The organism is Streptomyces sp. NBC_01381, assembly GCF_026340305.1.
In the GTDB taxonomy this organism is placed as follows: domain Bacteria; phylum Actinomycetota; class Actinomycetes; order Streptomycetales; family Streptomycetaceae; genus Streptomyces.
This window is the reverse complement of sequence record NZ_JAPEPI010000002.1, coordinates 768,489-794,809: the sequence shown is the minus strand read 5'-3', so window position 1 is coordinate 794,809 and position 26,321 is coordinate 768,489. Positions and strand designations below refer to the sequence as shown.

General features: G+C 68.6%; 28 protein-coding genes. 7 read left to right on the top strand and 21 right to left on the bottom strand.

What is annotated here, in order from left to right; translation table 11 throughout:
- Nucleotides 1-9: 9 nt before the first annotated feature.
- From OG453_RS25350 to OG453_RS25310, 9 genes are all read right to left on the bottom strand, one after another.
- Nucleotides 10-201 carry a hypothetical protein gene (locus OG453_RS25350; RefSeq protein WP_266870779.1) on the bottom strand — a complete coding sequence of 64 codons (192 nt, stop codon included), beginning with the start codon at nucleotides 199-201 and terminating at the stop codon, nucleotides 10-12.
- 11 nt (nucleotides 202-212) lie between these two features.
- The gene (locus tag OG453_RS25345; RefSeq protein ID WP_266870777.1) at nucleotides 213-383 is read right to left on the bottom strand and encodes a hypothetical protein; all 171 of its coding nucleotides are present in this window, start codon (nucleotides 381-383) and stop codon (nucleotides 213-215) included.
- Entirely contained in the window at nucleotides 380-796 is a 417-nt protein-coding gene (locus OG453_RS25340; RefSeq protein ID WP_266870776.1) for an RRQRL motif-containing zinc-binding protein, read from the bottom strand. Before OG453_RS25340 ends, OG453_RS25345 begins: the two co-directional genes overlap by 4 nt.
- The gene (locus OG453_RS25335; RefSeq protein ID WP_266870775.1) at nucleotides 796-1,902 is read right to left on the bottom strand and encodes a conjugal transfer protein; all 1,107 of its coding nucleotides are present in this window, start codon (nucleotides 1,900-1,902) and stop codon (nucleotides 796-798) included. Before OG453_RS25335 ends, OG453_RS25340 begins: the two co-directional genes overlap by 1 nt.
- Nucleotides 1,899-2,114: a hypothetical protein gene (locus OG453_RS25330; RefSeq protein WP_266870774.1), complete on the bottom strand. Its 216-nt coding sequence runs from the start codon at nucleotides 2,112-2,114 to the stop codon at nucleotides 1,899-1,901. Before OG453_RS25330 ends, OG453_RS25335 begins: the two co-directional genes overlap by 4 nt.
- The gene (locus OG453_RS25325) at nucleotides 2,111-2,710 is read right to left on the bottom strand and encodes a hypothetical protein (protein ID WP_266870773.1); all 600 of its coding nucleotides are present in this window, start codon (nucleotides 2,708-2,710) and stop codon (nucleotides 2,111-2,113) included. The genes OG453_RS25330 and OG453_RS25325 overlap by 4 nt, the downstream gene beginning before the upstream one ends.
- Nucleotides 2,707-3,006, bottom strand: a complete 300-nt coding sequence (locus tag OG453_RS25320; protein WP_266870772.1) for a hypothetical protein — start codon at nucleotides 3,004-3,006, stop codon at nucleotides 2,707-2,709. Before OG453_RS25320 ends, OG453_RS25325 begins: the two co-directional genes overlap by 4 nt.
- A gap of 179 nt (nucleotides 3,007-3,185) precedes the next feature.
- A complete protein-coding gene (locus OG453_RS25315; protein WP_266870771.1) occupies nucleotides 3,186-3,365 on the bottom strand; it encodes a hypothetical protein in 180 nt (59 codons plus the stop codon).
- 40 nt (nucleotides 3,366-3,405) lie between these two features.
- Nucleotides 3,406-3,636, bottom strand: a complete 231-nt coding sequence (locus tag OG453_RS25310) for a hypothetical protein (RefSeq protein WP_266870770.1) — start codon at nucleotides 3,634-3,636, stop codon at nucleotides 3,406-3,408.
- Nucleotides 3,637-4,457: 821 nt separating this feature from the next.
- On the opposite strand from OG453_RS25310, the gene OG453_RS25300 reads away from it, so the two are divergent.
- Nucleotides 4,458-5,228, top strand: a complete 771-nt coding sequence (locus tag OG453_RS25300) for an XRE family transcriptional regulator (RefSeq protein ID WP_266870768.1) — start codon at nucleotides 4,458-4,460, stop codon at nucleotides 5,226-5,228.
- Complete coding sequence (locus OG453_RS25295; protein ID WP_266870767.1) at nucleotides 5,225-5,698, top strand: NUDIX domain-containing protein; 474 nt, start codon at nucleotides 5,225-5,227, stop codon at nucleotides 5,696-5,698. The genes OG453_RS25300 and OG453_RS25295 overlap by 4 nt, the downstream gene beginning before the upstream one ends.
- Here the strand turns inward: OG453_RS25295 and OG453_RS25290 are convergent.
- The 6 genes from OG453_RS25290 to OG453_RS25265 all read right to left on the bottom strand — a co-directional run bounded on the left by OG453_RS25290 (nucleotide 5,686) and on the right by OG453_RS25265 (nucleotide 9,517).
- Nucleotides 5,686-6,255 (bottom strand): HD domain-containing protein, encoded by a 570-nt coding sequence (locus OG453_RS25290; protein ID WP_266870766.1) that lies wholly within the window; start codon nucleotides 6,253-6,255, stop codon nucleotides 5,686-5,688. The two genes, OG453_RS25295 and OG453_RS25290, sit on opposite strands and share 13 nt — an antisense overlap.
- A gap of 11 nt (nucleotides 6,256-6,266) precedes the next feature.
- The gene (locus tag OG453_RS25285) at nucleotides 6,267-6,713 is read right to left on the bottom strand and encodes a GntR family transcriptional regulator (protein WP_266870765.1); all 447 of its coding nucleotides are present in this window, start codon (nucleotides 6,711-6,713) and stop codon (nucleotides 6,267-6,269) included.
- Between the two features lie 119 nt (nucleotides 6,714-6,832).
- Nucleotides 6,833-7,426 carry a hypothetical protein gene (locus tag OG453_RS25280; RefSeq protein WP_266870764.1) on the bottom strand — a complete coding sequence of 198 codons (594 nt, stop codon included), beginning with the start codon at nucleotides 7,424-7,426 and terminating at the stop codon, nucleotides 6,833-6,835.
- A gap of 60 nt (nucleotides 7,427-7,486) precedes the next feature.
- A complete protein-coding gene (locus tag OG453_RS25275; protein WP_266870763.1) occupies nucleotides 7,487-7,894 on the bottom strand; it encodes a helix-turn-helix domain-containing protein in 408 nt (135 codons plus the stop codon).
- A 234-nt stretch (nucleotides 7,895-8,128) separates the two neighbouring features.
- Nucleotides 8,129-8,902: a hypothetical protein gene (locus tag OG453_RS25270; protein ID WP_266870762.1), complete on the bottom strand. Its 774-nt coding sequence runs from the start codon at nucleotides 8,900-8,902 to the stop codon at nucleotides 8,129-8,131.
- 474 nt (nucleotides 8,903-9,376) lie between these two features.
- The gene (locus OG453_RS25265; protein ID WP_266870761.1) at nucleotides 9,377-9,517 is read right to left on the bottom strand and encodes a DUF6233 domain-containing protein; all 141 of its coding nucleotides are present in this window, start codon (nucleotides 9,515-9,517) and stop codon (nucleotides 9,377-9,379) included.
- A 34-nt stretch (nucleotides 9,518-9,551) separates the two neighbouring features.
- On the opposite strand from OG453_RS25265, the gene OG453_RS25260 reads away from it, so the two are divergent.
- Entirely contained in the window at nucleotides 9,552-9,743 is a 192-nt protein-coding gene (locus tag OG453_RS25260; RefSeq protein WP_266870760.1) for a hypothetical protein, read from the top strand.
- A 274-nt stretch (nucleotides 9,744-10,017) separates the two neighbouring features.
- Entirely contained in the window at nucleotides 10,018-10,827 is an 810-nt protein-coding gene (locus OG453_RS25255) for a phage antirepressor KilAC domain-containing protein (RefSeq protein ID WP_266870759.1), read from the top strand.
- A 329-nt stretch (nucleotides 10,828-11,156) separates the two neighbouring features.
- On the opposite strand, the gene OG453_RS25250 is transcribed toward OG453_RS25255, so the two are convergent.
- The 3 genes from OG453_RS25250 to OG453_RS25240 all read right to left on the bottom strand — a co-directional run bounded on the left by OG453_RS25250 (nucleotide 11,157) and on the right by OG453_RS25240 (nucleotide 12,875).
- On the bottom strand, nucleotides 11,157-11,570 hold the full coding sequence (locus OG453_RS25250; RefSeq protein WP_266870758.1) for a hypothetical protein: 414 nt from the start codon (nucleotides 11,568-11,570) through the stop codon (nucleotides 11,157-11,159).
- A gap of 229 nt (nucleotides 11,571-11,799) precedes the next feature.
- Nucleotides 11,800-11,985, bottom strand: coding sequence for a hypothetical protein (locus tag OG453_RS25245; protein WP_266870757.1), 186 nt, complete (start codon nucleotides 11,983-11,985; stop codon nucleotides 11,800-11,802).
- A 449-nt stretch (nucleotides 11,986-12,434) separates the two neighbouring features.
- Nucleotides 12,435-12,875 carry a VOC family protein gene (locus tag OG453_RS25240; RefSeq protein ID WP_266870756.1) on the bottom strand — a complete coding sequence of 147 codons (441 nt, stop codon included), beginning with the start codon at nucleotides 12,873-12,875 and terminating at the stop codon, nucleotides 12,435-12,437.
- 521 nt (nucleotides 12,876-13,396) lie between these two features.
- On the opposite strand from OG453_RS25240, the gene OG453_RS25235 reads away from it, so the two are divergent.
- The 3 genes from OG453_RS25235 (at nucleotide 13,397) to OG453_RS25225 (ending at nucleotide 13,961) form a co-directional block, all read left to right on the top strand.
- Complete coding sequence (locus OG453_RS25235; RefSeq protein WP_266870755.1) at nucleotides 13,397-13,555, top strand: hypothetical protein; 159 nt, start codon at nucleotides 13,397-13,399, stop codon at nucleotides 13,553-13,555.
- A 33-nt stretch (nucleotides 13,556-13,588) separates the two neighbouring features.
- A complete protein-coding gene (locus OG453_RS25230) occupies nucleotides 13,589-13,729 on the top strand; it encodes a hypothetical protein (RefSeq protein ID WP_266870754.1) in 141 nt (46 codons plus the stop codon).
- Nucleotides 13,730-13,808: 79 nt separating this feature from the next.
- Nucleotides 13,809-13,961 (top strand): hypothetical protein, encoded by a 153-nt coding sequence (locus tag OG453_RS25225; RefSeq protein ID WP_266870753.1) that lies wholly within the window; start codon nucleotides 13,809-13,811, stop codon nucleotides 13,959-13,961.
- A 60-nt stretch (nucleotides 13,962-14,021) separates the two neighbouring features.
- On the opposite strand, the gene OG453_RS25220 is transcribed toward OG453_RS25225, so the two are convergent.
- The 3 genes from OG453_RS25220 to OG453_RS25210 are packed head-to-tail and all read right to left on the bottom strand — an operon-like array spanning nucleotide 14,022 to nucleotide 26,318.
- Nucleotides 14,022-15,134: an alpha/beta fold hydrolase gene (locus OG453_RS25220; protein ID WP_266870752.1), complete on the bottom strand. Its 1,113-nt coding sequence runs from the start codon at nucleotides 15,132-15,134 to the stop codon at nucleotides 14,022-14,024.
- The gene (locus OG453_RS25215; protein WP_266870751.1) at nucleotides 15,131-18,157 is read right to left on the bottom strand and encodes a thioester reductase domain-containing protein; all 3,027 of its coding nucleotides are present in this window, start codon (nucleotides 18,155-18,157) and stop codon (nucleotides 15,131-15,133) included. The genes OG453_RS25220 and OG453_RS25215 overlap by 4 nt, the downstream gene beginning before the upstream one ends.
- Nucleotides 18,150-26,318 carry a type I polyketide synthase gene (locus OG453_RS25210; protein ID WP_266870750.1) on the bottom strand — a complete coding sequence of 2,723 codons (8,169 nt, stop codon included), beginning with the start codon at nucleotides 26,316-26,318 and terminating at the stop codon, nucleotides 18,150-18,152. Before OG453_RS25210 ends, OG453_RS25215 begins: the two co-directional genes overlap by 8 nt.
- Nucleotides 26,319-26,321: the final 3 nt, after the last annotated feature.

The window sequence follows — 26,321 nt, the reverse complement described above, 5'->3', positions numbered from 1 at the left end:
CGTGCCAGGTCAGTCGGTGATGTCGAAGACAAGTCCGCTGGGCGAGACCGTGACGACGCCCGCGCAGTCGCCGCAGGTGTAGTCGCGGTAGCCGAGCTCGTTGTCCTTCGCGGCCGTCTCCTCGCCGCAGCAGACTGGGGTGGTGTCGAGACCGAGGTCATCGGCGATGGACAGTTCGTAGCTGCCGTAGACGGTGGGCATGGGGCTCTCCCTCAGGCGGGGCGCGGGTAGTTGTTGGTGCTGGGGTGGGTGTGCATCGGAGCGTCGGCGCAGTCCTCGGCCCACTCCTGGTGGGTCCAGCAGGTCTTGCGGTCATCGCCGTGCATGCCGCGCTCCTCCAGCTCGTTTTCACGCTCGATAGCGGCGGCGAGCCTCTTGTTCATCGCGTACTCCCTTGCAGGTCAGCCGCATGCGCGGCGTGCGGCTGCTGTGCGTCGTGGCAGAGGAGGCACATGCCGAGCGAGGTCGGCAGGCAGTAGCTGTAGATGACCCCGCAGGCGGGGCAGGTGCGGCGGGCGAGCATGGCCAGCGCGAGCGCGCCCCACTTGCGCGAGGTCATCGGCCGCACCGGGAGCGCCTTGTCGACGCGGTAGAGATAGGCGACCTTCGCGCCGGACTTCCGGCCGCGCTGGCGAATCATCACCTGAGCCGCTATCGGCTGACCTCCCGGACGCAGCCCCTTCGCCCGCAACTGGCGACGGGTGGCCAGGTCATCCGGGGCCAGGCGCCACGGGAAGGTCGGCACGCCGTAGCGGGCGCCGGAAGGGTCGTAGCACTTGGCGTAGGCGGTGCCCATCACGCCGCCTTAAGACCGCGCTCGGCCCGCAGCGTGTCGCGCAGCGTGCGGGCTCGCTCGGGCGAGGTCCGCACCGCACGACGGATGCCCTCGGCCGTCAGATCCTTGTCCGGCCACTTGGCCGTGATCTCGTGGGCCTGCTCCAGCACCTCAGACCAGGTCCGGCGAGGCTGAGAGGGACGGGCCGACTCGGGTACCCGGCCGGTCGCCCGACGCGGACGGGGCGACTCCGCAGCCACCGGGCGCGCCTCGATCGGCCGGACCGGGGGCGGCTCGATCGCGGGCAGCGGCTTGAGCGGGAGAGTCGACTTCAGGAAACCGACCGCCACCGCACGCGGCAGCGCCAGCGGGTTCGTGGTGATCGGCTCCGGGGTCGATACCGGCAGGTCAGCCGTAGACCCATTCATGGTTGTCTCGGTAGATTCCTCCGCATTCCTTCCCTCGATCGGAAGAGCGTCGGGGGCGAGCAGGAACATCGATCCGAGCGCGGCATCCGCGCCGATCGTGATGCGCTCGCGCTGCACATCGAGCAGCTTCGTACCGAGTGCTGCATCGCCCGATCCGACCTTGCGCGCCAGACGCCACGACGCCCGAACGGAGCGCTTGCGCACGTTGTCATCGGGGTGGTTGGTGGCGCGGGCCCGGTGGTAGGCGAGCTTCTGCACCAGTTCGACCGCGCGACGCTCGCCCTCCGCGTCACGGCCCTCGGTGTGCACGGCGATGCGGCGGGCGAGGAAGGCCATGCCTTCGGCCGACACGCACATGCCCATCGGGGTGATGGCGTAGATGACGGTGGTACCCGGATCGTCGGCCGCCATCGCGGCCATCGCCGATGCGGCGGCGGGCAGCGCCCACAGGCCGAGCCGGATGATGAGCGGGGAGGACTGGCCCAGCATGGTCAGGCCGAGCAGCACCAGGGCGAGCACGGCGGTGGCCCCCTCGCCCGCGGCGACCGCCCCGAGTGCGGTGCCGCTGCCGTAGGCGCCGCTGATGTTGCTGTAGGTGCCGATCCCGCCGAACACGCCGGTGGCGAGCATCGGCACGAACGCCACGCTCAACACACCGATCTGGGTTCGGGTCAGAGACTTGCCGGCGGGGGTTCTCATCGGGCACCGCCCCTCTGGCGGTACATCCGCCGGCCGAGCAGTACCCAGCCGGTGAACTGGACGGCGCTGCCGCCCACGGTCACCCAGCGCCATCCGTGCGTGCCGGTCACCGGCGTCATGGTCGTGGCGAGGATGAGCGCCACCATGCCCAGGGCGATCAGGAACAGTGGCAGGCCGCTGAGGGGAGTCGAGTTGGCGGGATGCTCGCTCATGCCGCCACCTCCAGGCCGCGGGCGTTGTGGAGTCCGGTGATGTCGGCGATCTGGTCGCCGGTCAGGACGGTGTTTTCGTTCATGGCGTGCGCCACGGTGCGGATCTCGCGCCACAGATGGGTGGCCTTGCGGCGGGCGAGGCCGCGCACCATCGCCCAGGACTTCCCGCCGGCCGGAACGTGGCCGCGCCCGATGCGCACGCCGTGCGCGGCGAGCAGGTCGATGGCCTGCTCCCGGTCGTGCAGCGCGGCGCAGCCCAGGGCCCGCTCCGGGGTCCACAGCCCATAAGTCATCAGGTAGTTGACCTGGGTGACCTGGCCGGCCGCGCACATCGCGGCGAAGTGCCACGGCGAGGTGTCGTTGCCCTGCCAGGCGGTATTGCCCGTCACCGCCCAGCCACCCTCGTCGGGCTCCCAGGCGATGACCTCGCTGGTGTGCACGCGCATTCCGTAGGCCAGGGCGAGCACCGCGTGCCCTGCCTCATGGAAGGCCATGCCCAAGCGGGCCTGCTCGTAGGTGAGCGGCATGTGCACGAACGGCCGCGGGTTGCCCTGATAGTCCAACAGAGCCTCAGGCGCCGGGAGATTGCCGCTCATGCCGCCGCCCCCTTGTGGGCGCGGTGCTGGCGGACGGTCGGGCGCGTGAGGGGGATGACGTTGAACAGCTCCGGGGCGTGGGTCTCGATCGCCTGAGCGGCGATGCGGGCCACGTCGTCCGGCAGGTCCCGGTAGTCGGGGTGGGCGAGAATGTCGCGGGCCGCGTCCAGGCGGGCCGCGCGCTCCTCCTCACTCTCGTCCTCGGTGCCCAGCCACAGCTCCACGGGGGTGCCCAGGGCCAGTTCGAGGTAGTCGTCAGCCGAGACGACCTGGTGAGTGCCGATGAAGCTACGCATGGGTGACTCCTGATTCGAAGGAACGGAGAAGCGGGGTGGCCTCGGTCTTTGGCGAGAGGGCGGCCAGCCCCGGCAGGGAAGTCCGGACGGTGGAGCGGTCCGGTAGTGCCCCGGCCGGGAGTCGAACCCGGCCTTGCGACCATCGGGGCGGTGCAGCGATCGAACGGTGGCGCCTGTCGCTAGAAGCTGTAGTAGACGTCGCCGTGGTGGACACCGCCGCTGATGCCGTAGCGCTCACCGTGAACGACGGTCACGTCCTGGCTCGGCTGCTTCCGGGTGGCCTCGATGATCGCGTCGGCCACGTCCATCGCGGCCTTCATGCGGGCGTCGTGCTCTTCGGGGGTTTCGTCGCGGCTCACGAGTGATCTCCTCGGTGATCAGTGCGGTTGATAGGCGGCGTCAGCTCTGTGCGTCGCGGCTCTGTACGAGCTGAATGGCCATCCGGGGGAAGTCGGCGACGGCGTCGAAGTCGGCAAACTTCACGCCGTAGATCTCGGTGGCCTGGACCATGGCGTGCAGGACCGCCGCGGCGTCCGCCTTCTGAAGGGGCGTCGGCTTGTGGCTCGGGGCGAACTGCGCCGCGGCGGAGCCGATGCGGTGGCCGATGTCGTCGATCTGGTTCTGATCCACGGTGAGCGTCCTCTCGAATGGGGCTCGGGACTGTCCCGCTCTCCGCGGCCCGGCACACCAGGCCGGGACCACAGACAGCCGGTCAGCGCCACCAGCCTTTCTTTGGCGTTACGTTGGGGCATCCGTTGACCATGTGGCTGATGCACGGCGCGCAGTCCTCGCGGGTACCGAGACTGCGGTGGATGCTCTTGTCGTAGGCGTGCTGCCAGCACTGCGGGCACTCGCCCGGAGGCGTCTCTGGGTTCGGCATCGCGGGCTCCTTCGTGGGCTCGGGACGATCCCGGCTCCCCTCAGCCCCGCTCGTACGAGACGAGCGAAGGAGGCAACCGGCGCGGCCAGCAGGCCGCGAGGAAGTTGAGATGCGCTGTTCCACGCACGGAGACAGGACCCATGCGCATCCGCCCTCTTCCAGAGGTGGGGCGGACTGACCTCCTCAACCCATCGACCACCCGTGTTCAGGCGGCTGGGTTGGCACACTGTTCAGTTCTCAAAGCGATTCCGCTCCCAGCCCGTCGGCGTGCGACTACGTCGCCTTCCCGGTTCTTCCGGCTGGTGCGGGCACTGCGGTTCGTACGGCTCCGCCGGTCTAGGCGGGCACTGTGGCAATGAGGAACATGTATTACGTGTTCCTCATCATGCAGAGAGAGGTTCGCACCGTCAAGCCCTTCGGCTGTTTGGGGTTCTGCGAGTCCCTCGCGTCGATGTGCTTACAGACTGGCCTGGCGGTCGAAGACGATCGACCTCGCGCATGTACGACTTGTGGACGACTTCGCTACGGTGAAGTCGTCCCAAGTCGTCCCAGCTAGGGGAGAGTTCGCGACATGCCTAATGAGAGGCTCCGAGGCGCGATCGTCGAGAGCGGGATGACGCTCGACAAAGTGGCCGCGAGGTTAGGTGTCTCGGCGAAGACGGTTGAGCGTTGGATCGGCGAGCCGAACCGCAAGCCGTACCGTCGCTTCCAGTACGCGACCGCCTCGCTCCTGCAATGTGAGGTGTCCTACCTGTGGCCGGAAGAGCGGACCTCCGCCGAGATCACCGAGGCTGGGAACGCTGAGCTGATCAAGCTCTACCCCCATCGATCCGTCGTACCGAAGCGCTTGTGGCCACAGCTCTACGCACAAGCAACACAGGCCTTCGACGTGGTCGTTTACTCAGGCTTCTGGCTCACCGAGGACCCCGCGTTCCACCGAGTCGTCAAGGAGAAGTCAGCGGCTGGCGTCTCGATCCGCTTCATGCTCGGGGACCCGGACTGTCCGGCTGTGGCGGTCCGTGGCGAGGATGAGGGGATCGGCCCCGCCATGGCGAGCAAGATTCGAAACGCACTCGTCAACTACAGCCCGTTCTTCGGACTGCCAGGAGTTGAGTTCCGCCTCCACAGCACGACGCTGTACAACTCGCTCTACCGAGCCGATGACGAGATGCTCGCCAACGGCCACCTCTACGGTGTCGGCGCGTACATGGCTCCCGTCCTACACCTGCAACGCGTGCCCGGCGGCGAACTGTTCGACGCCTACGCTGAGAGCATCGAACGGGTCTGGGAGTCAGCTAGGCCCATCTCTTCGCCCGCCGATCGCGGAGGCCTCCACCCATGAGCCGAGTCGACCACTTTCGCGACCCCGACGCGCCCAAGGCCAACTCTGTGGTCCCTTCCGTCACAGCGGTCGTCCTTGACGACGCCGGGCAGCTCCTTCTCATCCACAAGACGGACAACGACCTGTGGGCGCTCCCCGGTGGCGGCCACGACATCGGCGAACGCGTCGGCGACACCGTCGTACGGGAAGTCCTGGAGGAGACGGGGATCACCGTCGAGATTGACAGCATCGTGGGTCTCTACACCGACCCTCAGCACGTGCTCGCCTACGACGACGGCGAGGTACGGCAACAGTTCTCGATCTGCTTCCGCGCCCACCCGACGGGCGGTTCACTGCGGACAAGCAGCGAATCGAAAGAGGTCCGCTGGGTCGACCCAGCGGACCTTGATGACCTCGACATTCACCCGTCTATGCGGCTGCGTATCCAGCATGGACTGGACGGCTCTCGCCAAGAGCCTTACATCGGCTGATCTGCGGCAGGGGCGTGAGCAAGGCGGCCCTCCACTCGCTCCACGGCTCCGTGGATCTCGGGCGCCGCACGTTGAATGAAGCGGCCGACGATGGTGTCTGGGCCATACCTCTGCACGATCTCGTCAAGCCGCTTGGTCGACGTGGTGTGCGTGCCGTCCGGAGTGGTCGTCATGTCGCAGAAGAGGAGCGCGTCAACGAGGTCGGGCCGCTCTAGCTCGAACTCGGTCTCCAGCTCTTGCCTGAGCCCTCGTTCCTCTGCCTCCAGGAGCGCGCAGGAGTGATGCGCCACGAGCCGGATCACCCGCTCGTCCGCCCGTTCCTGGTCCCGGAGAAACCGAGCCCCGTCAAGCGGGTGGAAGCCAGTGACAGCGATCTGCGGTGAGTATCCGATGTCGTGCAGCACGGCGGCTGCTTCCAGCAACTCCGCATCGTCACCCAGGATCGAGCCCAATGAGCGGGCGCGCTCGGCGACTCCCAGGGAGTGCGCCCACCTGCGCGGCAGCGGATCGGACAGCAGCGATTCAGAGAGCGAGTACGCCCACTCAGTCAGTCCCATGGCGGCCAAGGCTACGGCCGACCGCTGGAAGTCGGGAGAGCGCGAACGGTTCGCCCCTTGCCATGGACAGTGGCGAGCAAGCCGGTTCCCTCCATCTGGGCAAGGCCACGGCGCACGGCGGTGCGGGATACACCGAACCGCTCGCAGAGCTTGGCCTCGGACGGATACGCATCCCCGACCACGAGCGAGTCCTCTTCGATCACCGCAATCATGCGCTCCACGAGGGGGCGCCGGTCACCGCCCCGAGAGACCCTCCACCCCACCCCAGGGGCGGACTCAAGGACACCCGCGGCCTCCAGGGTCTTGAGAGCCCGGCGAATCGTGTTGCGCCCGACCCCGTGCGTACGTACAAGGTCAGCCTCGGACGGCAGATCGTCGACGATCTCGCCCTCTTCGATGCCCTTCCGAAGGGCCTCCGAGATCACCAGGTAGGTTCCGCGCGGACTGGCCTCCGACACTGGGGCTCCTCTCGTGTCTCTCCGTTGCTCGCTGCCAAGAATCGCACGGTCGCGCGGAACGCATCGGGGCTCTTCCTGTGGTTGCCGGCCAGCTAAGCCACTCCGTCTCATTTTCCGTCTCAGTTGGGGCGTGGCACGGCTCCATTGCCCTGCAACGACTCGCTCACAGCATCAATCAGGTCGCTGTGTGCCCGTCCGAGTGCGTACCTCTGCTGCTCCTCGCGAGCGCGCCACCCAGCCCTAATTTCATCGGTCGCCGTCATGATGCCGTCGGCCCACTCCTGAATGCCTTCGTGATGCTCCTCGATCAGCTGCCAGAGTTCACGTGCCGCCTGATGCACCCGAGCGGGTCCGAGGAGACGGAGAGGGAAGTAGGCCGCCCGAATCTTGTTCAGGCTCGTGTTGTGGGCACCCCAGACTTCGGCTGATGCCTCGATCTCCAGGTCGAACATGCGCGTGACGTTGGATGCGGCAACCGTGAACTCGTCATACGCCTCAAGCATGAGGACCGCCGCGCGCTTCCTCTCGTCCCGCAACCAGTGGTCGCGCTGGGCACGCTCCTGGGCCCGTGCCTGCTCGATCGTCGCTCGCGCCGTGGTCTCGGCACCCATTCGCGCCCCACGGACCGCCGCCAGTCCGCCCATGGCTGCGCCGCCAAGCGCCCCGACCAGCCCGACTCCCGCCGCCACTAACGCCACAAGCCCTTCGTCCATGTTGGCAGGATGCAAGATCCGAGCCCAAGTAGACGCGAGGTTCAGCAATCTGGGCCGCGATCACGTTGCCGAGCCGACCGCACTGGTAGTCGTTCCACGCGTGCTCCACACGCACCGCCACAGGAGCAGGTGTGGGGAGTTGACGTCCGCCTCAGGCCCGAAGAGCAGGCGCGAGAGACGCCGGGGGCTCATAAGCGCATCACGTACGGCCGGTACGTCGTCCTGGTGCTTCTCATCCTCTACTAGGAGAGTCTGTCCGAGCAGGTCGCCAAGTGGCACACGCAGGATGCGCGCCAGTTCCGCGAGCATGTCGATTCGTGGCGGCTTCCTGCGGCTTGTCTCTGCCTTCGCGAGCCAGTCAGTGCTACGGCCGACCAGTCCGGCCAGCACCTCTTGCGTGTAGCCGCGCCGCTTCCGGTAGAACGCGACGCGCTCGCCGATGCTGAGGTGATCTCCAAGACCACGCATGGGGGCTGCCTCCTGCTGCTGGTAGGGGCGTGTTTCACGGTACATAGCCGGCCAAGGGGCGGGTAGCACCCTGGTGCTTCGTCTCCGCTAGTACGAGCTTGATGGGCCCACGCGGAAGAGACACCGGACGGAGTGTCCGGGTCTCGTGTTTGCAGGTCACGGGATCTTCCTGGGGGCGGAGCTCCACCTACCGCAGCCCTCTGCTACAAGCGGATATTCCGCCCCGCCTACAGATCAGACAGCCTTATTCAAAGCTATCGATCGAAACTTACTGGAGAGTCGGCGTGCGTCGTTTGTCGCTTGGGTAAGGTCGGCAGGAGAAATTGCCGAATATCGCCCATGAGTCACCTTGTTCCGCATGGCAAGAACCGCACGTAGGGCCTCATGATCATCACTCGACAGGCGGGCAGCACGCGAGAAACGATCGACTAGGTCAGACAACGATTGGTCAGCCCTGGATTCACCAAAAGTTTCACTCATTCGCGACCGAATAGAGATTTCCAGTGCGGTAACTTCCGCCATGAAGACACTAAAGGAAGGACGAATCTCCGTTCTCCTGCTCCTTTTGATTATCGGCTCCATGATGAGCATCAGCGGCTTCTGAAGTGAGTTCATTATCAGACCCACCATTGGACCGACCAGAAAGCCAGTGGAGAAGAGTTGCACTTTCTCGGTTGTCCAGGGCTCGCCCCAGGGTTGCCCGGTGCCAGCTATGGCGAAGACGATGAAGCCCGCTGCGGCAATGATGCCCATCGCAACCCAGAGGGATTTCTGGAATAGTGCGATTTCTGCTTTACGTCCCTTGGGGTCACCTAGCTCCGCCATGAGCTGGGCAGTGGCCTCGGCAACATGTCGTGCATTAGCGATAGTTGTAGGGTTACCTTCGGATGCAGCAGCAATCGCAGCTTTTTGTCGAAGATTATTCTCGAACTCCTCGACCGCTTCTTCGACTGCTAGTTCTGCGGCAGGGGAGAATCCGATTGCAACGAACTCTTCTCCATCGTTCATCGCATATACCCCACAGTTACGCATCCGACCGTAATGGCGGCACAAATGGCAAGCCCTATGACACCCCAGGGCTTGTCGGCGTGATTAACAAAGTAACCCGCAAGAAGGGCAGTTAAAGCCGAGGAGCCATTCAAGATGACTGCGGTGTAGTCCCTCTTAAGTGAAACGCGCCCTCGCCGCAGCATGGTGTTAGCGTCATCCACGTCCGTCACGGTAATTTGCGCCGGCCCATTATGCGACCGGTTGATCGACTCCAAACGCTCCGACTCACTGAATAGCAATTGCCCATATTCAGTCACTTTCTGATGGAATGCGCCTTTTGTCGCCGGGGCTAGCGTGTCACACCCAGGAACTTGGATCTGCAATTCGTCCGGCATTCATCACCCTCGAATCTGCCGACAATGTTCGCTCATCGTAGATCGGTGTGTGACACTGCGTGGCGAAAGCGGGAAAGGAGGAACTGCAGCTTGCTCGTCACTCCAGCACGCCGAGGGTCGCGTCTGGCCGGCAGTGTGGACACGAGTCGACCCGATCGACTGAGAGGGCTCGCCACGCCTGCTCGCGCGTGACGCCCTTCGACCGCTTCCCCGCTTTGTGGCAGCCGCCAACATGCACATATACAGGGGCCCATCCGTCAAGGCCCTGCTTGATGAGGCACTCTGGCGCCCGGCGGACGAGCCGCCTCGCCGCGGGGCCGTTCAGCCTGCCGCTGCTGCTCCTGCGCGATCCGTCAGTCGATCTGGTCGAGCTGAAGGACGAGGAAGCTGCGGACGATGCGGAGCTTCTCCAGACGCGACGACTGCAGCCGATCGGACGCCTGTTCGAGTCTAATCGGAAATGATCGAACCGGTGCCGTCGAACCCGGTTTCAGGACAGAGGACCAGGCGTAATGTTCAGTCATGGAGCGGGACATTCCGCCCATGTCGAGGGAGCGCGATTCCCGACCCGCGCTCCCCGTCTGCCGCTTCCGCCCCCGCAAGCGCCAACTCGTTGTCAGTGGCGGAGCGTAGACTTCTCGGCTAGCCGATTCGCATGTGCCGGTCGGCTTCGGGACAAAGATCAGCCCTCGCGCGGAATGTGAGTCCGCCGAGGGCTACGGATCAAGGAGTTACACCTTGGATCAGTTCCACAGTAACGCGTCCATACCTGCTGGCGACAGCGGGGGGTCTAGTCCATTCGACCAGATTCGTCGAGAAGACGAGCACGGTGAGTGGTGGTCAGCCCGTGACCTGCAGCCCCTCCTCGGGTACATCGGCTGGGAGGACTTCCGGAACTCCATCGAACGGGCGCGCGTCGCTATCGAGAACAGTGGGCAGACCTCTGACCTGCACGCTTCGGAGCGCCCCGAAGTGGTGCGCCCCCGGAGTAACGCCGCAGCGGTCAGGCGTCTGAACTACAAGCTGACCCGGTACGGCGCGTACATGGTCGCCATGAACGGCGACCCACGGAAGCCGGAGGTTGCAGCAGCCCAGACGTACTTCGCTGTGCAGACGCGCAAGGCGGAGACTGCGGCCGTCGCCGCCCCGGCACTTCCGCAGGACTATGAGGAAGCGCTCGTCGCCCTGCTGGACAAGGTGCGCGAGAACAAGGCTCTAGATGCCGAGAACAAGGTCCTCGCGCCTAAGGCCACCAAGTGGGACCAGTTCATGAACGCCGAGGGCCTGATCGGCATGACCGCCATCGCCGACATGCTCGACATGCCGGTAACGGGCATGACGAACTGGCTAGTCGATCTGGGCGTCTACCGAAAGCAGCGCTCTAAGTTCGGCTCGAACCAGAACATGCCACGGCGCATGTACCAGACGTCTGGCTACTTCGCGGTCAAGGTAGAAAGCAACGGCAAGGTCTCCTACGAGGTGGCCTACGCCACCCCTGAAGGTGCCGACTTCGTCGTTGAGCAATGGGCCAAGAGGTCGGCCGCCTAACCTGCCTCGGCCATGCTGGCTGTCGGCTGCGCAGCGACGCCCCACCCTCGCGATGCCAAAGGTGGGGCGCTCTGCTGTCAGAAGCCTTCCTTGCCCATCAGGCATTGCTCGCCGGGGCAACGCCAGCTGACGTCGCCCTCCGGATCGAGCTCGGCACTCAGGCCCTGGTGCGCTCTCCATCGTCCCGCTACTGGCTTGCCACAGTCGGGGCAGGCTCGGCGGGGTATGTGACGCTTCTCGGATTGCTGGTAGATCCGTCGCACGTTATCCATGCGTTGACAGTGGCACGAGAAGCTCGTCTTGTCCGAGCTGCTTTCCCTCGGTGCAGGTCAGGCATGCTTTCCTTCGTCGCTCGGCGCAGGGCTGTGAGGGGCTGCGTCGGGGTGATACACCCGCCAATCAGAGCTCGAAGTGACCGGAAATGCTTCACCCGCAGAATCGGTGTCGATAGGAACGGCCTGCCCGTCCGAGTAGACGACCCAGGCAACGACAGGGTCGGCGAACGCCGCCTCCTCACCGTCAACCTGCCACTCGATCATCCAGCCGCCTCCCGGAACGACGCCGATGATCTCGCGCCGCTCACGGACCTCTTTGAAGCCCTCTATGGACTGTGCGCGCTGCAACGCACCTCTCCACAAGGCCACGGCATACCCGTCGTCGTCCCACGCGTGCACGGGCACTGTTTGGGTAACGCCGTGGCGGTTGGTGTAGACGACTTCGGCAGGAACGGATGCCGGGATCACGGGACCTCCTCAAGGCGCGGCTATGCCGGGCACAGTCTCGCGGCTCTCGATGCCGCGCGGGGCGTGATCACGAACTTCTGTCTGCCTCCTGACGACACACCGCAGGAACATCCCCTTAAGGGGATCACCTCTGGCAAACAGCCCCAGGCGCCTGAACCATAGGCCGTGTAGAGCGACTACTCGGCAGGGTCCTCGGCGGAGTGGCCGGACGGCATTCTTCACAACCTGCTCAACCTCGTGCTGCGGCTGTCCGGTCGCTTCGGCGTGGGCCGTAACCCGCCTGGAAGACGACAGCTGCGTCGTACCAGCGGCGCCACTGCGCCGCGCGTTCCTCCCCGTCCAGACCCGCGAGCTTGGCACGCTCTTCCTCGGCGGAACGTTCCAGCTTGATCAGATCTTCGGAGGCCTCTGCCACGAACGGATCCTAGGTACTGAGTCGCGATGCGCCGCTCAGCCTCGCCCCTCCTGACCTGCATTGAGACGCTTGAGTCGCGACAGACAGCATTGCGGGCCCAACAGGCAACTGCCCCCGGCAGCGAGGGCTCCCGCGACCCGCGGCTTCGTGGGCAAAGTGTGCGAGACGTCGGCAGCAGCCGGCGCGCTGGGGTGCCTGCCGACCAGCCTGGCTGAGGATGGCGTGCGCACGGTATGCGATAGAGATCAGCGCACGATCGGGCACCTTGCGGAGGACTTGCAGGTCAACTGGCCTTCTCCACCGTCTTGAGGCATGCCCTCCGGAGCCGTGTGCGCAGGTTCGAATCCTGCCGGGGGCACCTTGTATGAGGTGCCCGAAGACCCCGCCATCAGCGGTTTCGCTGAGGACGGGGTCTTGGCGTATGTGGAGGTGGATGCGGTTCCTTCTTCTCAGCGCAGTTGCTCCGCCAGTCCGACGATGATGCCCTCCGGGCCGCGGAGGTAGCAGAGCAGATAGCTGTCCTCGAACCGGGCGATCTCGCCGACGAGTTCGGCGCCGTGGGGGCGCAGGCGGGCAATGGTGTTCTCGAGGTCGTCGACGGCGAACATGACGCGGTGCGTGCCCAGGATGTTGTGCGGCTTGTTGCGCGGACCGGTGCTGATCGCCGCGGGGCTGCGGTACTTCGACAGTTCGAGCCGGCTGTGGCCGTCCGGGGTCCGGAGCATCGCGATGTCGCAGTGGACGCCGTCGAGTCCGGTGCACTGGTCGGCGACGAGGCCCTTGACCTCCGCCCTGCCCTCCAGCTCCATGCCGAGTTCCTCGAAGAACGCGATGGCGGCGTCCATGTCCTCGACGACGATGCCGACGTTGTCCATCCGCTGAATCGCCATGCTGGCTTCTCCTTCTTCCTCGTCCGGCCGGTGGTGGCCGCTGATGTCCCTGGGACGGAGCCGGTGGCACGTTCTCGACATCCGGAGAGCGCCGAAGTTCAGAGGGTGCCGAGAGCGTGACTCGATTGGCGCACCCAACCGCGAATAAGGCAGCCGAATGAAGTCTTTCCAGTCCAAGAAAGGGAAAGGTATTCAGGACTCCTGTTCCTGAGCCTTGCCATTTACTTGGGCGTCACGGATTCATGCGGCGGATCCATCGCCGCGGCCTTCGGCACAACGTACGGCGTTCTGTTCGGCGTCATTGGGGCAGTGTTCGCCTCCACTCGAGCCTTGGACATTGACATTCAAGGCATCGATGACGATCTGGAACTGCTTGCCGTACAGCGGCAATCGCCCATCCTGCGAGCCTACGCCTCGCGGGCATCGGCTGCATTACCGGCGGCTTCGTCATTGCGGGCGTCACACTTTATCTGCTCGCACGGAACATCGATGCCAATTTTATCGCCGCCCTGTATCTCAACATGTTCACCACCACCACGAAATCACTCACCACCCAGCACGACCGCCTGATCTCGACGTATTTCCTCCACTTCGGGAACTTCCTTGCGACGAAAGTCGATTCCGTGAAGTACTGGGAACCGACCGAAGGCGCCGAAAAGGGCCAGAGCTCAGCGGACTGAATTTTCGGGTGCTGCCCCTGCCCGGGGGTTTCGGTGTGGGCGGGCGACTCCGGCACGATCGCCGAGATCGAGGTGGCGTCGCCGAGCGTGGGCGGGCGGAAGGTCTACGCCTTGGAGATCGAGTCGGCGGTCGACTCGCTGAGGCGGTCGTCGGCGCGGGCGATTCGGGCATGACGCGGCTCGTGCTGATGCTGGAGCCGCAGGGCGACCCGCGGGACTTCCGGCCGATCGCGGAGGAGGCGGCGTCCTGGCGATGGACCGGGCCGGGGTCGCCATCGCCGAGTGTCTGTTCCTGGCGCGCGGCGTGCTGCCGAAGACGCCGAGCGGGAAGATCCAGCGGTTCCGCTGCCGGGCGCTGCTCGATGACGGGCTGCTCGATCCGGTGGCGCGGGTGACGTTCGCCTGACGCGGACCACGACGGCCCCCGCCGCCCGGCATGACAGCCGGGCGACGGGGGCCGTTGACGTCACCTTGCGGCGTTCACGCTCCGGCACTCGTCGAGGAAGTCGACGATGTGGCCGAACACGTCCAAGGCCGCGTTACGGCCGATGAACGTGTCGAGGTGGCCGTAGCCCGGCACCTCGACATAGCGGACGTCCATGTCCGGGTAGCGGCTCGAAAGCACCTCGTGGCAGAGCTTGTTGGAGTCGTACCAGAAGCGGTTGTCGCTGCCCGAGAGCAGAAGGAGCGGCGCCTCGTACTTGCCCGCGTTGTCGAGCGCGTTCTTCGGGAGCGCGTCGTAGCGGCCGTCGGCGTCGTTGAACCGCAGCATGGTGTGGGCCAGTTCGATGCCGCGCAGATGCGGCAGGATCCACATCGGCACCGTGCCGTACAGATCGGCGAGACGGTCGTGGGTGACGTCGTGGAGATTGTCGTGCTCGAAGAGTGAACCGCCCACGCCCCACGAGTCGTTGTGCAGGATCTGGCAGTTGGGGTCCTTGCACTCGGCGCCCAGCGAGACCTCCGCGAAGATCAGCGAGTGCTTCGACCACAGGCCCACCTTCTTGAAGTCGGTGGGGATGTTGACGAAGCGGGACCGCAGCAGCTCCCCGCCGAAGTGCAGCCGCGCCCGCGTCTTCCAGGACATCTTCGGGGTGAGGAAGACGCCCTGCGCGACGACTCCGGCGAGGCCCGGCACAAGCCCGGCCGCCATGCTCATCGACAGGCACATCGCGCCGATGCAGTGCGCGACGACCAGCAGATCACGGCCCTCGATCCGCTCCTTGATCAGCGACACGGCCTCCGGTATGTCGTAGAGCGCCACGTCGTCGAAGCTGTAGCGCACCCGGCCCTCGTTGTACGGAAGCCGGCAGCTGCCGCGCCAGTCGAGCAGCCAGGGCTCGTAGCCCGCGTCCAGCAGCACATCGACCAGGTTGCGGGTCTCGGGCAGCGTGAACATGTCGGCCGACGCGGTGAGTCCATGCAGGACGAGCACGGCCGGGCGGTCGGTGGAGCCGTCCTCCGGAGCGATCCGGCACAGGCCGAGCTCCGTGCCGTCGGACGCGGTGAAGGGGATCTGCTCGACCCTGTCGCCGAATGCGGAGTGGAGTGGCCTCAGCGCCATCGGGCTCAGCGTCATCGGGTCTGCTCCCTCTTGATCATCAGCTTCCTGATCTTGCGTTCCAGCTTGCCCTTGTCCCGGTCGATCGCGTCCTTGCGCAGGTCGAGGAGTTCGGCGCCCGCGCGCAGGGTCGGCTCCGCGAGCCCCATGCCCACCTGGACGAAGAACCACGAGAGCCACGCCAGCTTGGCGAGCCGCTGCTCCTGCGGCGTCAGCTTCGGGTCGACGCGGATCCCGTCGATCTGGTCCGGGACATAGCTCTTGGCGGGCACCTTGACGACACCGGCCAGGCTCGCGGGCTCGCCCTCGCGGCCGATGGTGACGTCGATGGTCCGGGTCTGCTTCCAGAAGTCGCGGCTCGCGCGGGCCGTCTTCCAGCCCTCAAGCCACCAGCGGCCGCCGTCCCTGTCGACGAGGACAAGGCGGTAGCGGAGCAGCGGATGGTCGCTGCCGTGCTGCAGCGGGACGCCCTCGTCGGGGCGGACCCAGATCTCGCCCGCCGCCACCGTCAGCGGCTCCGGGTGCAGCCGCTCGCAGGTCACCTCGCCGCGTACGTCGATCTTCCGGTGCCGTACGACCTGATACATGCTCGCGATGGACAGCGTGAGCGCCATCCGGCACTTGGTGTCGCGGTCCTCGCCGACCGGGCCGACATGACCCTTCGTACGCTCGCGGAACGACAGGTAGGGCGGGTCCTCACGGCTGGGCAGCCGCGCGATGCCGTCCTTCGCCATCCGCTCGAAGGCCTTCAACTGGGCCTGGGAGCCGTACCGTTCGGCCATCGGGAGCCGGTGCCTGGCAAGGAACGCCTCGGTGCGCTCAGAGCCGGCCTCGGGGCCGAACATCAGCGCCTCGAACAGCTTCATCGCGGTGGGGCTGCTCAGGATCCGGATCAGGAAGTCGAGCTCCGGCACCGGCTCCGCGGCGTGCCGGCGCAGCAGGTCGTCGCGCCAGTCCTGCCAGCCGGCCACGCGCACGTTCATCCCGGCCAGCTTCATGTCCTTGACCAGTTCGGGCAGCGTCTCGGCGCGGCCGGTCAAGTTGTAGTTCTGGCCCCACGCCTTGGGGTCGAAGACGACCGCGGCCGCGGTGCGGCTGATCCAGTCGACCGGCGCCAGGTTCATGAACTTGAAGGCGGGCACGGTCCGGTAGCGGGAGAACGCCCCGATCAGGCCGGTGCTGAGGTCGCGCGGGTTGTAGACGCCGGTGCGGGTGTGGCCGCCGATGGCGCCGGGGCGCAGGAACGTCACGGTCAGGCCGTGTTCGCGGGCCCGCCGCAGTACGGCCTCGGCGGCCCACTTCGACTTGTCGTAGCCCGCGAAGAGCCGGTCGATGTGGGCGACCGGGTCGTCCTCGCCCATCTTCTCGATGCCGACCTCGTTGAACACGGCGACGGACGAGATGTGGTGCAGCGGCTTGGTCCGCCCGGTCATCGCCAGCTCCGCGAGGACCAGCGGGCCGATCACATTGGTCTGCCGCAGCGAGGGGTAGCCGCGCAGGAAGTCGACCGCGGCGGCCACGTTGACGATGGAGTCGATGTCCTGGGCCAGGCTCTCCCAGCGGTCCTGCGTCAGGCCGAGGCGCGGCTGCCGCAGGTCGGCGGCGAGCACCGTGACCCGCCGCCGCACCTCGGACGACCACGGCTGGTCGAAGCTGGCCAGGGCGTCGGCGAGGCGCCGTTCGGCGGCCGCGTCGTCCGCGCCGCGCACCAGGCACACGACATGGGCGTCCCCCTGCCGCAGCAGGTCGAGCAGCATGTGGCTGCCGAGGTAGCCGGTGGCCCCGGTGAGCAGGATCCGGCGCGGGACCACGGCATCGGCCTGCCGGCTGAAGGGCAGCCGGTCGGCAAGCGCGAGGTCGGCCAGGATCATCTCCAGGTCCTCGTGCAGGCCTTCGGCACGCGGAGCGGCGGCGACGATGGTGGTGGTCGGCTCGATCGTCGGCGGTGCGGCGGTGGGCGCGGGTGCGGTGGCCGCCGGTGCGGCGGTGGCCGCGGGTGCGGTGACCGCCGGTGCCGCAGTGGCCGCGGGTGCGGTGACCGCCGGTGCCGCGGGCGCGCTGCCCGCCGCCTCAACGGGCAGTCCTGCCGCCTCGGCCCAGCGCTGGGCGATGCGGCGGGGGCGGGCGTCCGCGAAGACGTCGTCGAGGCTGACGCTTACGCCCAGTTCGCGGGCCATCAGTGCGACGAGTTCGACGGCGTCGACCGACGAGAGCCCGGCGTCGAACAGGTCGGTGCCAATGTCCGTCGTGCTGCCCGGCAGGAAACGGGCGGCGCGCGCCGCGATGTCCGCGGCGAGCTGTTCGACGCTGCGGTGTCCCGTGGCCTCGGTGGCCATCGAGCTCCCGGTGGCCGTCGGGCCATGGCTCGCCTTCGAGCCCCCGCTCGCTGTCGAGCCGTCGGCTGCCGTCGAGCCGTCGCTCACCTTCAGACCATCGCTCGCCGTCGAGCCAGCGGTCGCCTTCAAGCGCCCGCTCGCTGTCGAGCCGTCGGTGGCCGTCGAGCCGTCACTCGCCATCAGACCATCGCTCGCCATCAAGCCGTCGGTCGCCGTCGAGCCGTCACTCGCCATCAGACCATCGCTCGCCATCAAGCCGTCGGTCGTCGTCGAGCCGGTGGCCGTCGAACCCTCGCTCACCTTCAGGCCCTCGCTCACCATCAAGCCCTCGCTCACCATCAAGCCCTCGCTCGCCGTCGAGCCAGCGGTCGCCTTCAAGCGCCCGCTCGTTGTCGAGCCGTCGGTGGCCGTCGAGCCGTCACTCGCCATCAGGCCATCGCCCGCCGTCAAGCCGTCGGTCGCCGTCGGGCCGGTGCCCGTCGGACCCCCGCTCACCTTCAAGTCATCGCCCGCCATCAGGCCCTCGCTCGCCGTCGAGCCCCCGCTCGCCTTCGGCCCCGCCGCGGCGGTCCCCGCCGGCCTGCGGAAGCGGGCCAGGAGGTCGGAGGCCTGGGCGCGGCCCGGGCCGCGCCGTTCGATCACCTCTTCCTCGGGCCGACGGTTGACACTGCGGTTGCGGCTTGTGCCGCTGCCCGCCTCAGACATTGCTGACCTCCGCTGCGATTTCCGATCCGGGGTTCCAGGAACGGAACTCCCGGAGTTGCGCCAACGCCACCGTCGTCTCCAGGCGCGGTGCCTCGACCTCGCCGCCGCCGAGCCTCGAGACCAGGCGACGCGCGGGGATGTTGCGGGGCGTGTTGTCGGCTATGAGGCGCACCGTGCGGCACCCGTTGGCCTCGGCCCGGTCGGCCAGCCACTGCAGCAGCCGGTCCTCCACGCCGCGGCCGAGCACGCGGCAGCTCATCATCCAGGCCACCACTTCGAGTGCGTCGCCGTGCGGTTCGACGGCCAGGACGCCGATCTGTCCGTACGCGCCGAACCGGTCGCGCGCGGTCGCCGTCCACACCTCGCCCTCCTTGCCGAGCCGCTCCAGTTCGGCCGCGTCCAGGGGACGGGGCCGCAGGTTGAACTGGTTGGTGCGGCGGCTCAGTTGGATCGTCCGCTCCGCCGTCTGAGCGGAGACCGGCTCGATGTCGAGTTCGAGCTGGAGGTCGGCCAGGAACTGCGCGAAGCTCATCTGCGCGCGGGCCTCGTCGCGCACCTGCTCCTGCTGGTAGAACGCGGCACGGGCGGCGTCCTCCGCCGTCGCCGCGCGCGGCACCACCGGCCACAACCGGCCTACGAAGTCGCCGAGTTCACCGGCGCCCGGGCAGGTGACGCAGAGCACCTCGGGCAGCTGGGTGCGCACCCCGGCGATCTCTACGGGGTTGTCGTCGAGGAACAGGAAGCTGTCGAGACCGAGCCGCAGCTCCTCGGCGATCTTCACGATCCGGGTCCACTTCGGCTCCCACGCCGCGGAGATCGCCGCGAAGTGCTCGCGGCGCAGCGGGCTTTCGGGCCGGTCGAGGATGCGGTACACCGTCTCCTCGTCGTTGTTGGAGACCAGGGCGAGCAGTACGCCGGCCTCCCGCCACTGCAGCAGCCGCCGGGCGAGCAGCGAGCGGGCCCCGCCGAAGTCGACGTTGTCGGGGCCGATCTCACCGGCCACGCCGCTCCACAGCGTCTCGTCGCCGTCGACGACGATCACCTTGGGGGCGCGGCGGCGGATGTTCCAGACGGTGTCGGCCAGGCGCAGCGCGACGACGGCCTGGAACTCGTCCTGGAACGGCAGATGGGCGATGTCGTCGGTGTGCGCGTCGAACACGTCGTCCACCGGGTACTCGTCGTCGCCCCACGAGTCCGACGGCAGTACGGCGATGCCCGGCCGGTCCTCGAGCTGTTCGGTCACCTTCCGCTCCCAGGCGCGCAGCCGTTCGTCGTCGGAGCGCTCCGGCAGGAAGGCCACGACGAGCGGCTTGCGGGTGCGGTCGGCGAGGGCGCGCAGGGCGGCCGGGTACTCGTCGGCGAGCTGGTCGAGAAGTCCGCTGCCCCCGTCCCCGTCCGCGAAGCGCGTCAGGTCGCAGGGCCGCAGCAGGACAAGGCCCGCGGCGGTCGACGGCTGGGCGAGGACGCTGCCCGGGTCGTGCAGGCTCGCCAGGACCTGGTGGTACGGCGCCTCTGCCACCTCGAAGGGGCCGCCGTCGACTCCGGTGTCCTCCAGCGCGACGGACAGCATCGCCGGGAGGTTGCCGAGGGCGAAGGTGGCGGCGACGGCGATCTGGCCGCTGCTGACCGCAGGTTCGGGCTCGGAGGCCACCACAGGTGATCCTTCCGGCAGCGCGACGAACGTGTCGGGCGCGTCGGCGATCTCGGCGGCCAGTGCGAGGAAGTCACGGCCGAGGTCCGCGCAGCTCGCCTCGTCGAGGACGTCGACGTTGTACTCAAGGCCGACCTTCCCGAGGCCCGGCATCACCGTGACCATCAGGTCGAGGTCGGAGTGTCCGGTGCCCGCCGGGACGATCCGCAGGCCCTCCGCGGCACCCGCCTGCGGCGGCATGTAGTTGAAGTAGACCTCCACGAGCGGCGCGTCCTTGCGGTACAGGCCTTCCTGGACGAGGGCGGACATCGCGTCGAAGAACGTGACGCCGCGCTCCAGGACCCGGCTGAGCCGGCTGTCGGTGCGTCGAAGGACGTCGACGGCGGACTCCCCCGTCTCCACCTGTGCGGCGTACGGAATGGGCAGACCGAAGTAGCCGACCGCGTCGAGCGCGTTCACATGCAGCCGGGTGTCGACGGGGACCGCGAGGACGAACCTGTTCCGGTCACGCACCCGGGCGAGGTGCACCGTCAGGACGCCGAGCCAGAAGGCGGCCGGTGTGATGCCGAGGCGGTTCGCCCGTGCGGCCACCCGCTCCTGGAGGTCCTGCGGCAGGTCTGCCAGATGCATGGCCGAGCGGAACGACCGCTCCGCGGGCCGCGGCCCGGCCAGCTCCAGGTCGAGGCGCCCGGCCCCCGCGAAGTCCGCACGCCAGTCGGCGGCGGGGCTTCGCTCGTCCGCCGGGCGCGCGGCCTGCGCCCGCAGCAGCAGGTCGATGTCGCGGTTGGTGACGGCGGCGGGCGGCTCGGTGCCGCCGAGCCCTGCGCCGAGGCCGTGCGCCACCAGCATCAACGAGGCCAGGTCGGAGACAGCGTGGTGCGCGCCGAAGACGAGCACCTGCTCGCCCGACGGGTACGCGAGCAGCTCGAACCGCCACAGCGGGGCGAGCGCGAGGTCGAACGGCGGCTCCATCAGCTCGCGCAGCCGCTCGTCCACGTCCGTGCCCTCGTCCACCGCCGACCAGCGCACCAGGTCGCCTTCGAGGGAACGACGTACCTCCAACTGCTGTCCGCCGTCGGCGTCCTGGACGATCGCGGTGCGCAGCGCGGCGTGCCGTGCGGCGAGCGAGGCGATCACCTCGCCGATGCGGTCGCGGGTCGTCGGGGCGGTGAGCCGCACGGCGAGGCCGATGTGGTGGGTGACGCTCGGCGTGCCGTGCTGCTCGGAACGGAGAAGCCGTACGACGTCCCGGGTGGCCGGATGGCGTACGACCTCCGCGACCTCCTCGGCGTCCTCGGCCGTGTCCTGGCCGGATCCGGCATCCCTCGCGACGGTCTGCCCGGCGCCCGCGATGAGCTGGTCGGCGATGCTCTCGACACTGGCGCCGTTGAACATCGACGCGACCGGCAGGGCCTGGCCGAAGTCCGACTCGATCAGGCTGCGGATCTGCATGGCCATCACGGAGTCGAGGCCCTGGCCGACGAGCGGCGCGGCGACGTCGATCTCCTCGGTGCCGAAGCCCATGGTGCGGGCGATGCGGTACCGCAGCCGGTCGGTCACCGCGTCGCGCGAGTCGAGCGCCACCCGGCCTTCGGCGCCGGCGGGCCGCCCCGAGCGGGCCACGGCGACACGGCGGCGCGGCGGGAAGAGCCCGGCGAGCAGCGGGGGCAGCAGGCCCGGTTCGGTGGTGCGCAGGACGGGCTCGTTGAGGGCGGCCGCGAGGAGCAGCGCGTCGTCCGCGTCCCGGGTGAGTGCGGCGTCCAGGAGCCCGAGCCCCTGTTCGGTGCCGAGGGCGGCGATCCCGCCGCGGTTGATCCGCTCCAGGTCCGCTTCGCCGAGGTGTCCCGTCATCCCGGTCGCCTCCGCCCACAGGCCCCAGGCGAGGGAGAGGCCGGGCAGGCCGGCGCCGCGGCGCTGCCGCATCAGGGCGTCGAGGAAGGCGTTGGCGGCGCCGTAGCTGCCCTGTCCCGCTCCGCCGAGCACGCCCGCCAGCGAGGAGAAGACCACGAAGGCGGACAGGTCCTCGCCCGCGGTCAGTTCGTGCAGATGCCAGGCGGCGTCGGTCTTCGGCCGCAGCACCGTGTCCAGGCCGTCCGCGTCGATCGATTCGATGACGCCGTCGTGCAGCACTCCGGCGGCGTGCACGACGGCCGTCAGCGGATGCCCGGCGGGCACCGCATCGCGCAGTGCCCGCTCCAGCTGGCCGCGGTCGGCCACGTCACAGGCGCGTACGGTCACCTGCGAGCCGGCCGCAGTGAGTTCGTCCCGCAGCGCGTCGATGCCCTCCGCGCCGGGGCCGCGCCGGGAAAGCAGCAGCAGATGCCGGGCGCCGAGCCCGGCGGCGTGCCGGGCCACCTGGGCGCCGAGCCCGCTCGTACCGCCGGTGATCAGGACGGTGCCGGTACCGAGGGCCGCGGCCGCATCGGCGACCGGTTCCGTCGGCTGCCGACGCAGGACGGGCACGTACAACTTTCCGTCCCGGACGGCCAGTTCAGGCAGCCCGGTCCGCAACGCGCTCTGGAGAACGCCCTCGTCGAGGTCACCGTCACCGTCGACGTCGACGCCCTCGTCGACGTCGATGAGGAAGACACGGCCGGGGTTCTCCGCGCGCGCGGCCCGTGCCAGACCCCACACCGGCGCGTGCGTCAGGTTGACGGCGCAGCCGGGCTCCTCGGCGCCGGTCGACACGGCCCGGCGGGTCAGCACGACAAGGCGTTCCGATGCGGGCCGCTCCCCCGCGAGCCACTCCTGCATCTCGCGCAGCGTCGCGTGCAGCGCCACCCGGGCCCTGGTCGCCTCGTCACCGGCGTCCGGCCCTGCGTCGGCGGCCTTCAGGAGCGTCACTTCCGGAGCGCTCGCCCCGGCGTCCGCGTCGCCCTCGTACACGGACCACTCGACGGACAGCAGCGCATCCGTGCTGCTGTCCGGGGTGGCGAGATCCCCGGCCGTCACCGGGCGCACGAGCAGCGAGTCGATCCGGGCGACCGGCGTGCCGGACGCGTCGGCCGCCTCCACCGTGAAGGTGTCGGCGCCGGTGGGGGCGATGCGCACCCGCACCTCGCTCGCGCCGCGGCCGTGCAGGGTGACGGCGCCGAAGGAGAAGGGCAGCGGCGTACGCCCGTCGAGGCCGTCCACCGCGGCGGCCTGGAGCGCCGCGTCGAGCAGGGCGGGGTGCAGCCCGAACCGCTGGGCCTCCTCCGCCTGCCGGCCGGGCAGGGTGACCCGCGCGAGGATCTCGTCGCCGAGCCGCCATACGTCGGACAGGCCCTGGAACGCCGGGCCGTACTCCAGACCGGCGGCGGAAAGGGTGTCGTAGTGGGCGTCCACGTCCAGGCGCTCCGCGTCGGCGGGCGGCCACGCGGTGCCGTACAGGGGCCCGGTGGTCTCCGGCCGCACCGCCCCCTCGTCGGAGAGGACGGCACTGGCGTGGTGCGTCCATTCGGCCGTGCCGTCGGCGCGGTGGGGCCGGGAGTAGATGTCGAGCGGGCAGCCGTTGCCGTCGGCGGCTCCGACCTGCACCTGGAGGTCGACCTCACCGTGTTCGGGCAGGGACAGCGGGGCGTGCAGCGTCAGGTCCCGCAAAGACGGGCAGCCGGCCTCGTCGCCCGCGCGAAGTGCCAGCTCCACGAAGGCGGTTCCGGGAAGCAGCACCGTGCCGAAGACGCCATGGTCCGCGAGCCAGGGGTGCGTGGCCCGGGATATCCGCCCGGTGAGCACGATGTCGTCGCTGCCCGCGAGACGTACGGCGGCGCCGAGCAGCGGGTGCCGCACGGCGGCCAGACCGGCGGACCCCACGTCGGCGGTCGTGGCGGCGGGCTGCCAGTACCGGCGGCGCTGGAAGGCGTACGTGGGCAACTCGACCGGACGCCCGCCCGCCACCCACGGCGACCAGTCCACGTCCACCCCGGCCACGAACAGCTCGGCCAGGTTCTGCAACAGCCGTGCCTCTTCGCCCTCTTCACGACGGAGGGTGCCGACCGCGGTCACTCCGGCGGTGCGGCTGTGGTCGGCGTTCTGGCTCACGGCACCGAGCAGGACGGGGTGGGGGCTGGCCTCGACGAAGACGCGGTGTCCGGCCTCCAGGAGGCTTTGGAGGGCAGCGTCGAAGCGGACGGTCTGACGGAGATTGGTGAACCAGTACTCCGCATCCATCGTCGCGGTGTCGATCGCCTCGCCCGACACCGTTGAGAACAGCGGGACTTGACCCGTACGCGGCTCGATCCCATCGAGTACGTCGAGCAGCTCGGCCTTCAAGTCCTCGACCTGCGGGGAGTGCGAGGCGTAATCCACGGCGATCCGACGCGCCTGGATCCCGTCGGCCTCACACCCGGCCATCAGTGCGTCCAGCTCGTCCGGAGCACCGGACACCACGACCTGCTCGGGACCGTTCACCACGGCGATCTGCAGACCGTCCGACAGACGGCCGATGACCTGCGCCTCGGGGGCGAGTACGGAGACCATGCCGCCACGACCCGACAACTTCAGGATCGCGCGACTGCGCAACGCCACGACACGCGCCGCATCATCCAAAGACAGACCACCGGCGACACACGCAGCCGCAATCTCACCCTGCGAATGACCCACCACCGCAGACGGCCGCACACCCAGCGACCGCCACAACTCGGCCAGCGACACCATCACCGCGAACAACACCGGCTGCACCACATCAACCCGCCGGAAAGCCCCCTCATCCCCCTCCCGCACAACATCCAGCAGCGACCAGCCATCCACGTACGGATCCAAAGCGGCAGCACACTCCGCCATCCGCCCCGCAAACACCGGCGAAAACTCCAGGAGTTCACGCGCCATACCCACCCACTGCGAACCCTGACCCGGGAACACGAACACGGCACCACCAGACGCACCGGACCGCGCACGCCCCTCGACCACGCTCGTGCCAGGGCTGCCCGCCGCCAACTCGCCGAGGCGCGCCGCCAGTTCGGAGCCGTCTCCGCCGAGGACGACGGCGCGGTGCTCCAGGGTGGCCCGGCCGTGCACCAGGGAGTGGGCCACGTCGCGCGGGTCGAGTTCGGAACCCTCGGTGACCCGGGCGAGCAGTCGGGTCGCCTGTTCCGCGAGCGCCGCCTCGCTCCGGCCCGAGAGGACCCACGGCAGGGCGCCGCCGTCCCGCACCGGATCGGCGGCCGGCGGCGTTTCCTCCGCGACCGGCGCCGCTTCGATGATCACGTGTGCGTTGGTGCCGCTGTAGCCGAAGGACGAGACGCCGGCCCGGCGCGGGCGGTCGGTCCGCGGCCACGGTCTGTTCTCCGTGAGAAGCCTGACCTGGCCCTCGGTCCAGTCGACGTGCTGCGAGGGTTCGTCCACGTGCAGGGTGGACGGCAGGACGCCGTGCCGTATGGCCTGCACCATCTTGATGATGCCCGCGACGCCCGCCGCGGCCTGCGTGTGACCGATGTTGGACTTCAGCGAGCCGAGCCACAACGGCCGGTCCTCGCCCCGCCCTTGGCCGTACGTGGCAAGCAGCGCCTGCGCCTCGATCGGGTCGCCGAGCGTCGTGCCGGTGCCGTGTCCCTCGACGACGTCCACGTCGTCGGCGGAGAGCCGCGCACTGGCCAGGGCGTCCTGGATCACCCGCTGCTGCGCCGGGCCGTTGGGCGCAGTCTGGCCGTTGGACGCGCCGTCCTGGTTGACCGCGGTGCCGCGGACGACCGCGAGGACCCGGTGGCCGTTGCGCTCGGCGTCCGAGAGCCGCTCAAGGACCAGGACGCCCACGCCCTCGCCCCAGCCGGTGCCGTCCGCGGCCGTGGCGTACGACTTGCAGCGGCCGTCGGCGGCGAGGCCGCGCTGGCGGGAGAACTCGACGAAGACGCCGGGCGTGGAGAGCACCGTCACGCCGCCGGCCAGGGCCAGCGTGGACTCGCCGTCGCGCAGCGAGCGCACCGCCTGGTGCAGCGCGACGAGGGACGAAGAGCATGCCGTGTCGACCGTGACGGCGGGGCCCTGCAGGCCGAGGGTGTAGGAGACGCGTCCGGAGACGAGGCTGCCGACGCTGCCGCCGCCGGGGTCGTAGTCGTGGTGGAAGGAACCGGCGAAGACTCCGGTGCGGCTGTCCTTGAGGGTCTGCGGGTTGATCCCCGCGCTCTCCAGGGCCTGCCACGAGGCTTCGAGCATCAGGCGCTGCTGCGGGTCCATGCCCTGCGCCTCGCGCGGGGTGATCCCGAAGAACGCCGGGTCGAAGTCGGCGGCGTCGTGCAGGAATCCACCGGAGCGAGTGTAGGTCTTGCCGGGGTTTCCCGGTTCGGGGTCGTACAGCGCGTCGACGTCCCAGCCGCGGTCGGCGGGGAACTCGCCGATCGCGTCCTGTCCCTTGACGACGACGTCCCAGAGGTGGTCCGGCGACGACACGCCGCCGGGCAGCCGGCAGCTCATGCCGACGATCGCCACGGGCTCGTCGCGGCGGCCCTCCACGGCCTGCAGCCGGCCGCGCGTGACGTGCAGTTCCTCGGAGACCGCCTTGAGGTACTTGAGGAGCTCGTCTTCGGTGGGCATGAA

What these genes read in the sequence shown, in the direction of transcription:
- OG453_RS25350 (WP_266870779.1), bottom strand. Translation starts at nt 201, where the DNA reads ATGCCCACCGTCTACGGCAGCTACGAACTGTCCATCGCCGATGACCTC.
- OG453_RS25345 (WP_266870777.1), bottom strand. Translation starts at nt 383, where the DNA reads ATGAACAAGAGGCTCGCCGCCGCTATCGAGCGTGAAAACGAGCTGGAG.
- OG453_RS25340 (WP_266870776.1), bottom strand. Translation starts at nt 796, where the DNA reads ATGGGCACCGCCTACGCCAAGTGCTACGACCCTTCCGGCGCCCGCTAC.
- OG453_RS25335 (WP_266870775.1), bottom strand. Translation starts at nt 1,902, where the DNA reads ATGAGAACCCCCGCCGGCAAGTCTCTGACCCGAACCCAGATCGGTGTG.
- OG453_RS25330 (WP_266870774.1), bottom strand. Translation starts at nt 2,114, where the DNA reads ATGAGCGAGCATCCCGCCAACTCGACTCCCCTCAGCGGCCTGCCACTG.
- OG453_RS25325 (WP_266870773.1), bottom strand. Translation starts at nt 2,710, where the DNA reads ATGAGCGGCAATCTCCCGGCGCCTGAGGCTCTGTTGGACTATCAGGGC.
- OG453_RS25320 (WP_266870772.1), bottom strand. Translation starts at nt 3,006, where the DNA reads ATGCGTAGCTTCATCGGCACTCACCAGGTCGTCTCGGCTGACGACTAC.
- OG453_RS25300 (WP_266870768.1), top strand. Translation starts at nt 4,458, where the DNA reads ATGCCTAATGAGAGGCTCCGAGGCGCGATCGTCGAGAGCGGGATGACG.
- OG453_RS25295 (WP_266870767.1), top strand. Translation starts at nt 5,225, where the DNA reads ATGAGCCGAGTCGACCACTTTCGCGACCCCGACGCGCCCAAGGCCAAC.
- OG453_RS25290 (WP_266870766.1), bottom strand. Translation starts at nt 6,255, where the DNA reads ATGGGACTGACTGAGTGGGCGTACTCGCTCTCTGAATCGCTGCTGTCC.
- OG453_RS25280 (WP_266870764.1), bottom strand. Translation starts at nt 7,426, where the DNA reads ATGGACGAAGGGCTTGTGGCGTTAGTGGCGGCGGGAGTCGGGCTGGTC.
- OG453_RS25275 (WP_266870763.1), bottom strand. Translation starts at nt 7,894, where the DNA reads ATGCGTGGTCTTGGAGATCACCTCAGCATCGGCGAGCGCGTCGCGTTC.
- OG453_RS25270 (WP_266870762.1), bottom strand. Translation starts at nt 8,902, where the DNA reads ATGAACGATGGAGAAGAGTTCGTTGCAATCGGATTCTCCCCTGCCGCA.
- OG453_RS25260 (WP_266870760.1), top strand. Translation starts at nt 9,552, where the DNA reads ATGAGGCACTCTGGCGCCCGGCGGACGAGCCGCCTCGCCGCGGGGCCG.
- OG453_RS25240 (WP_266870756.1), bottom strand. Translation starts at nt 12,875, where the DNA reads ATGGCGATTCAGCGGATGGACAACGTCGGCATCGTCGTCGAGGACATG.
- OG453_RS25235 (WP_266870755.1), top strand. Translation starts at nt 13,397, where the DNA reads ATGTTCACCACCACCACGAAATCACTCACCACCCAGCACGACCGCCTG.
- OG453_RS25225 (WP_266870753.1), top strand. Translation starts at nt 13,809, where the DNA reads ATGGACCGGGCCGGGGTCGCCATCGCCGAGTGTCTGTTCCTGGCGCGC.
- OG453_RS25220 (WP_266870752.1), bottom strand. Translation starts at nt 15,134, where the DNA reads ATGACGCTGAGCCCGATGGCGCTGAGGCCACTCCACTCCGCATTCGGC.
- OG453_RS25215 (WP_266870751.1), bottom strand. Translation starts at nt 18,157, where the DNA reads ATGTCTGAGGCGGGCAGCGGCACAAGCCGCAACCGCAGTGTCAACCGT.
- OG453_RS25210 (WP_266870750.1), bottom strand. Translation starts at nt 26,318, where the DNA reads ATGCCCACCGAAGACGAGCTCCTCAAGTACCTCAAGGCGGTCTCCGAG.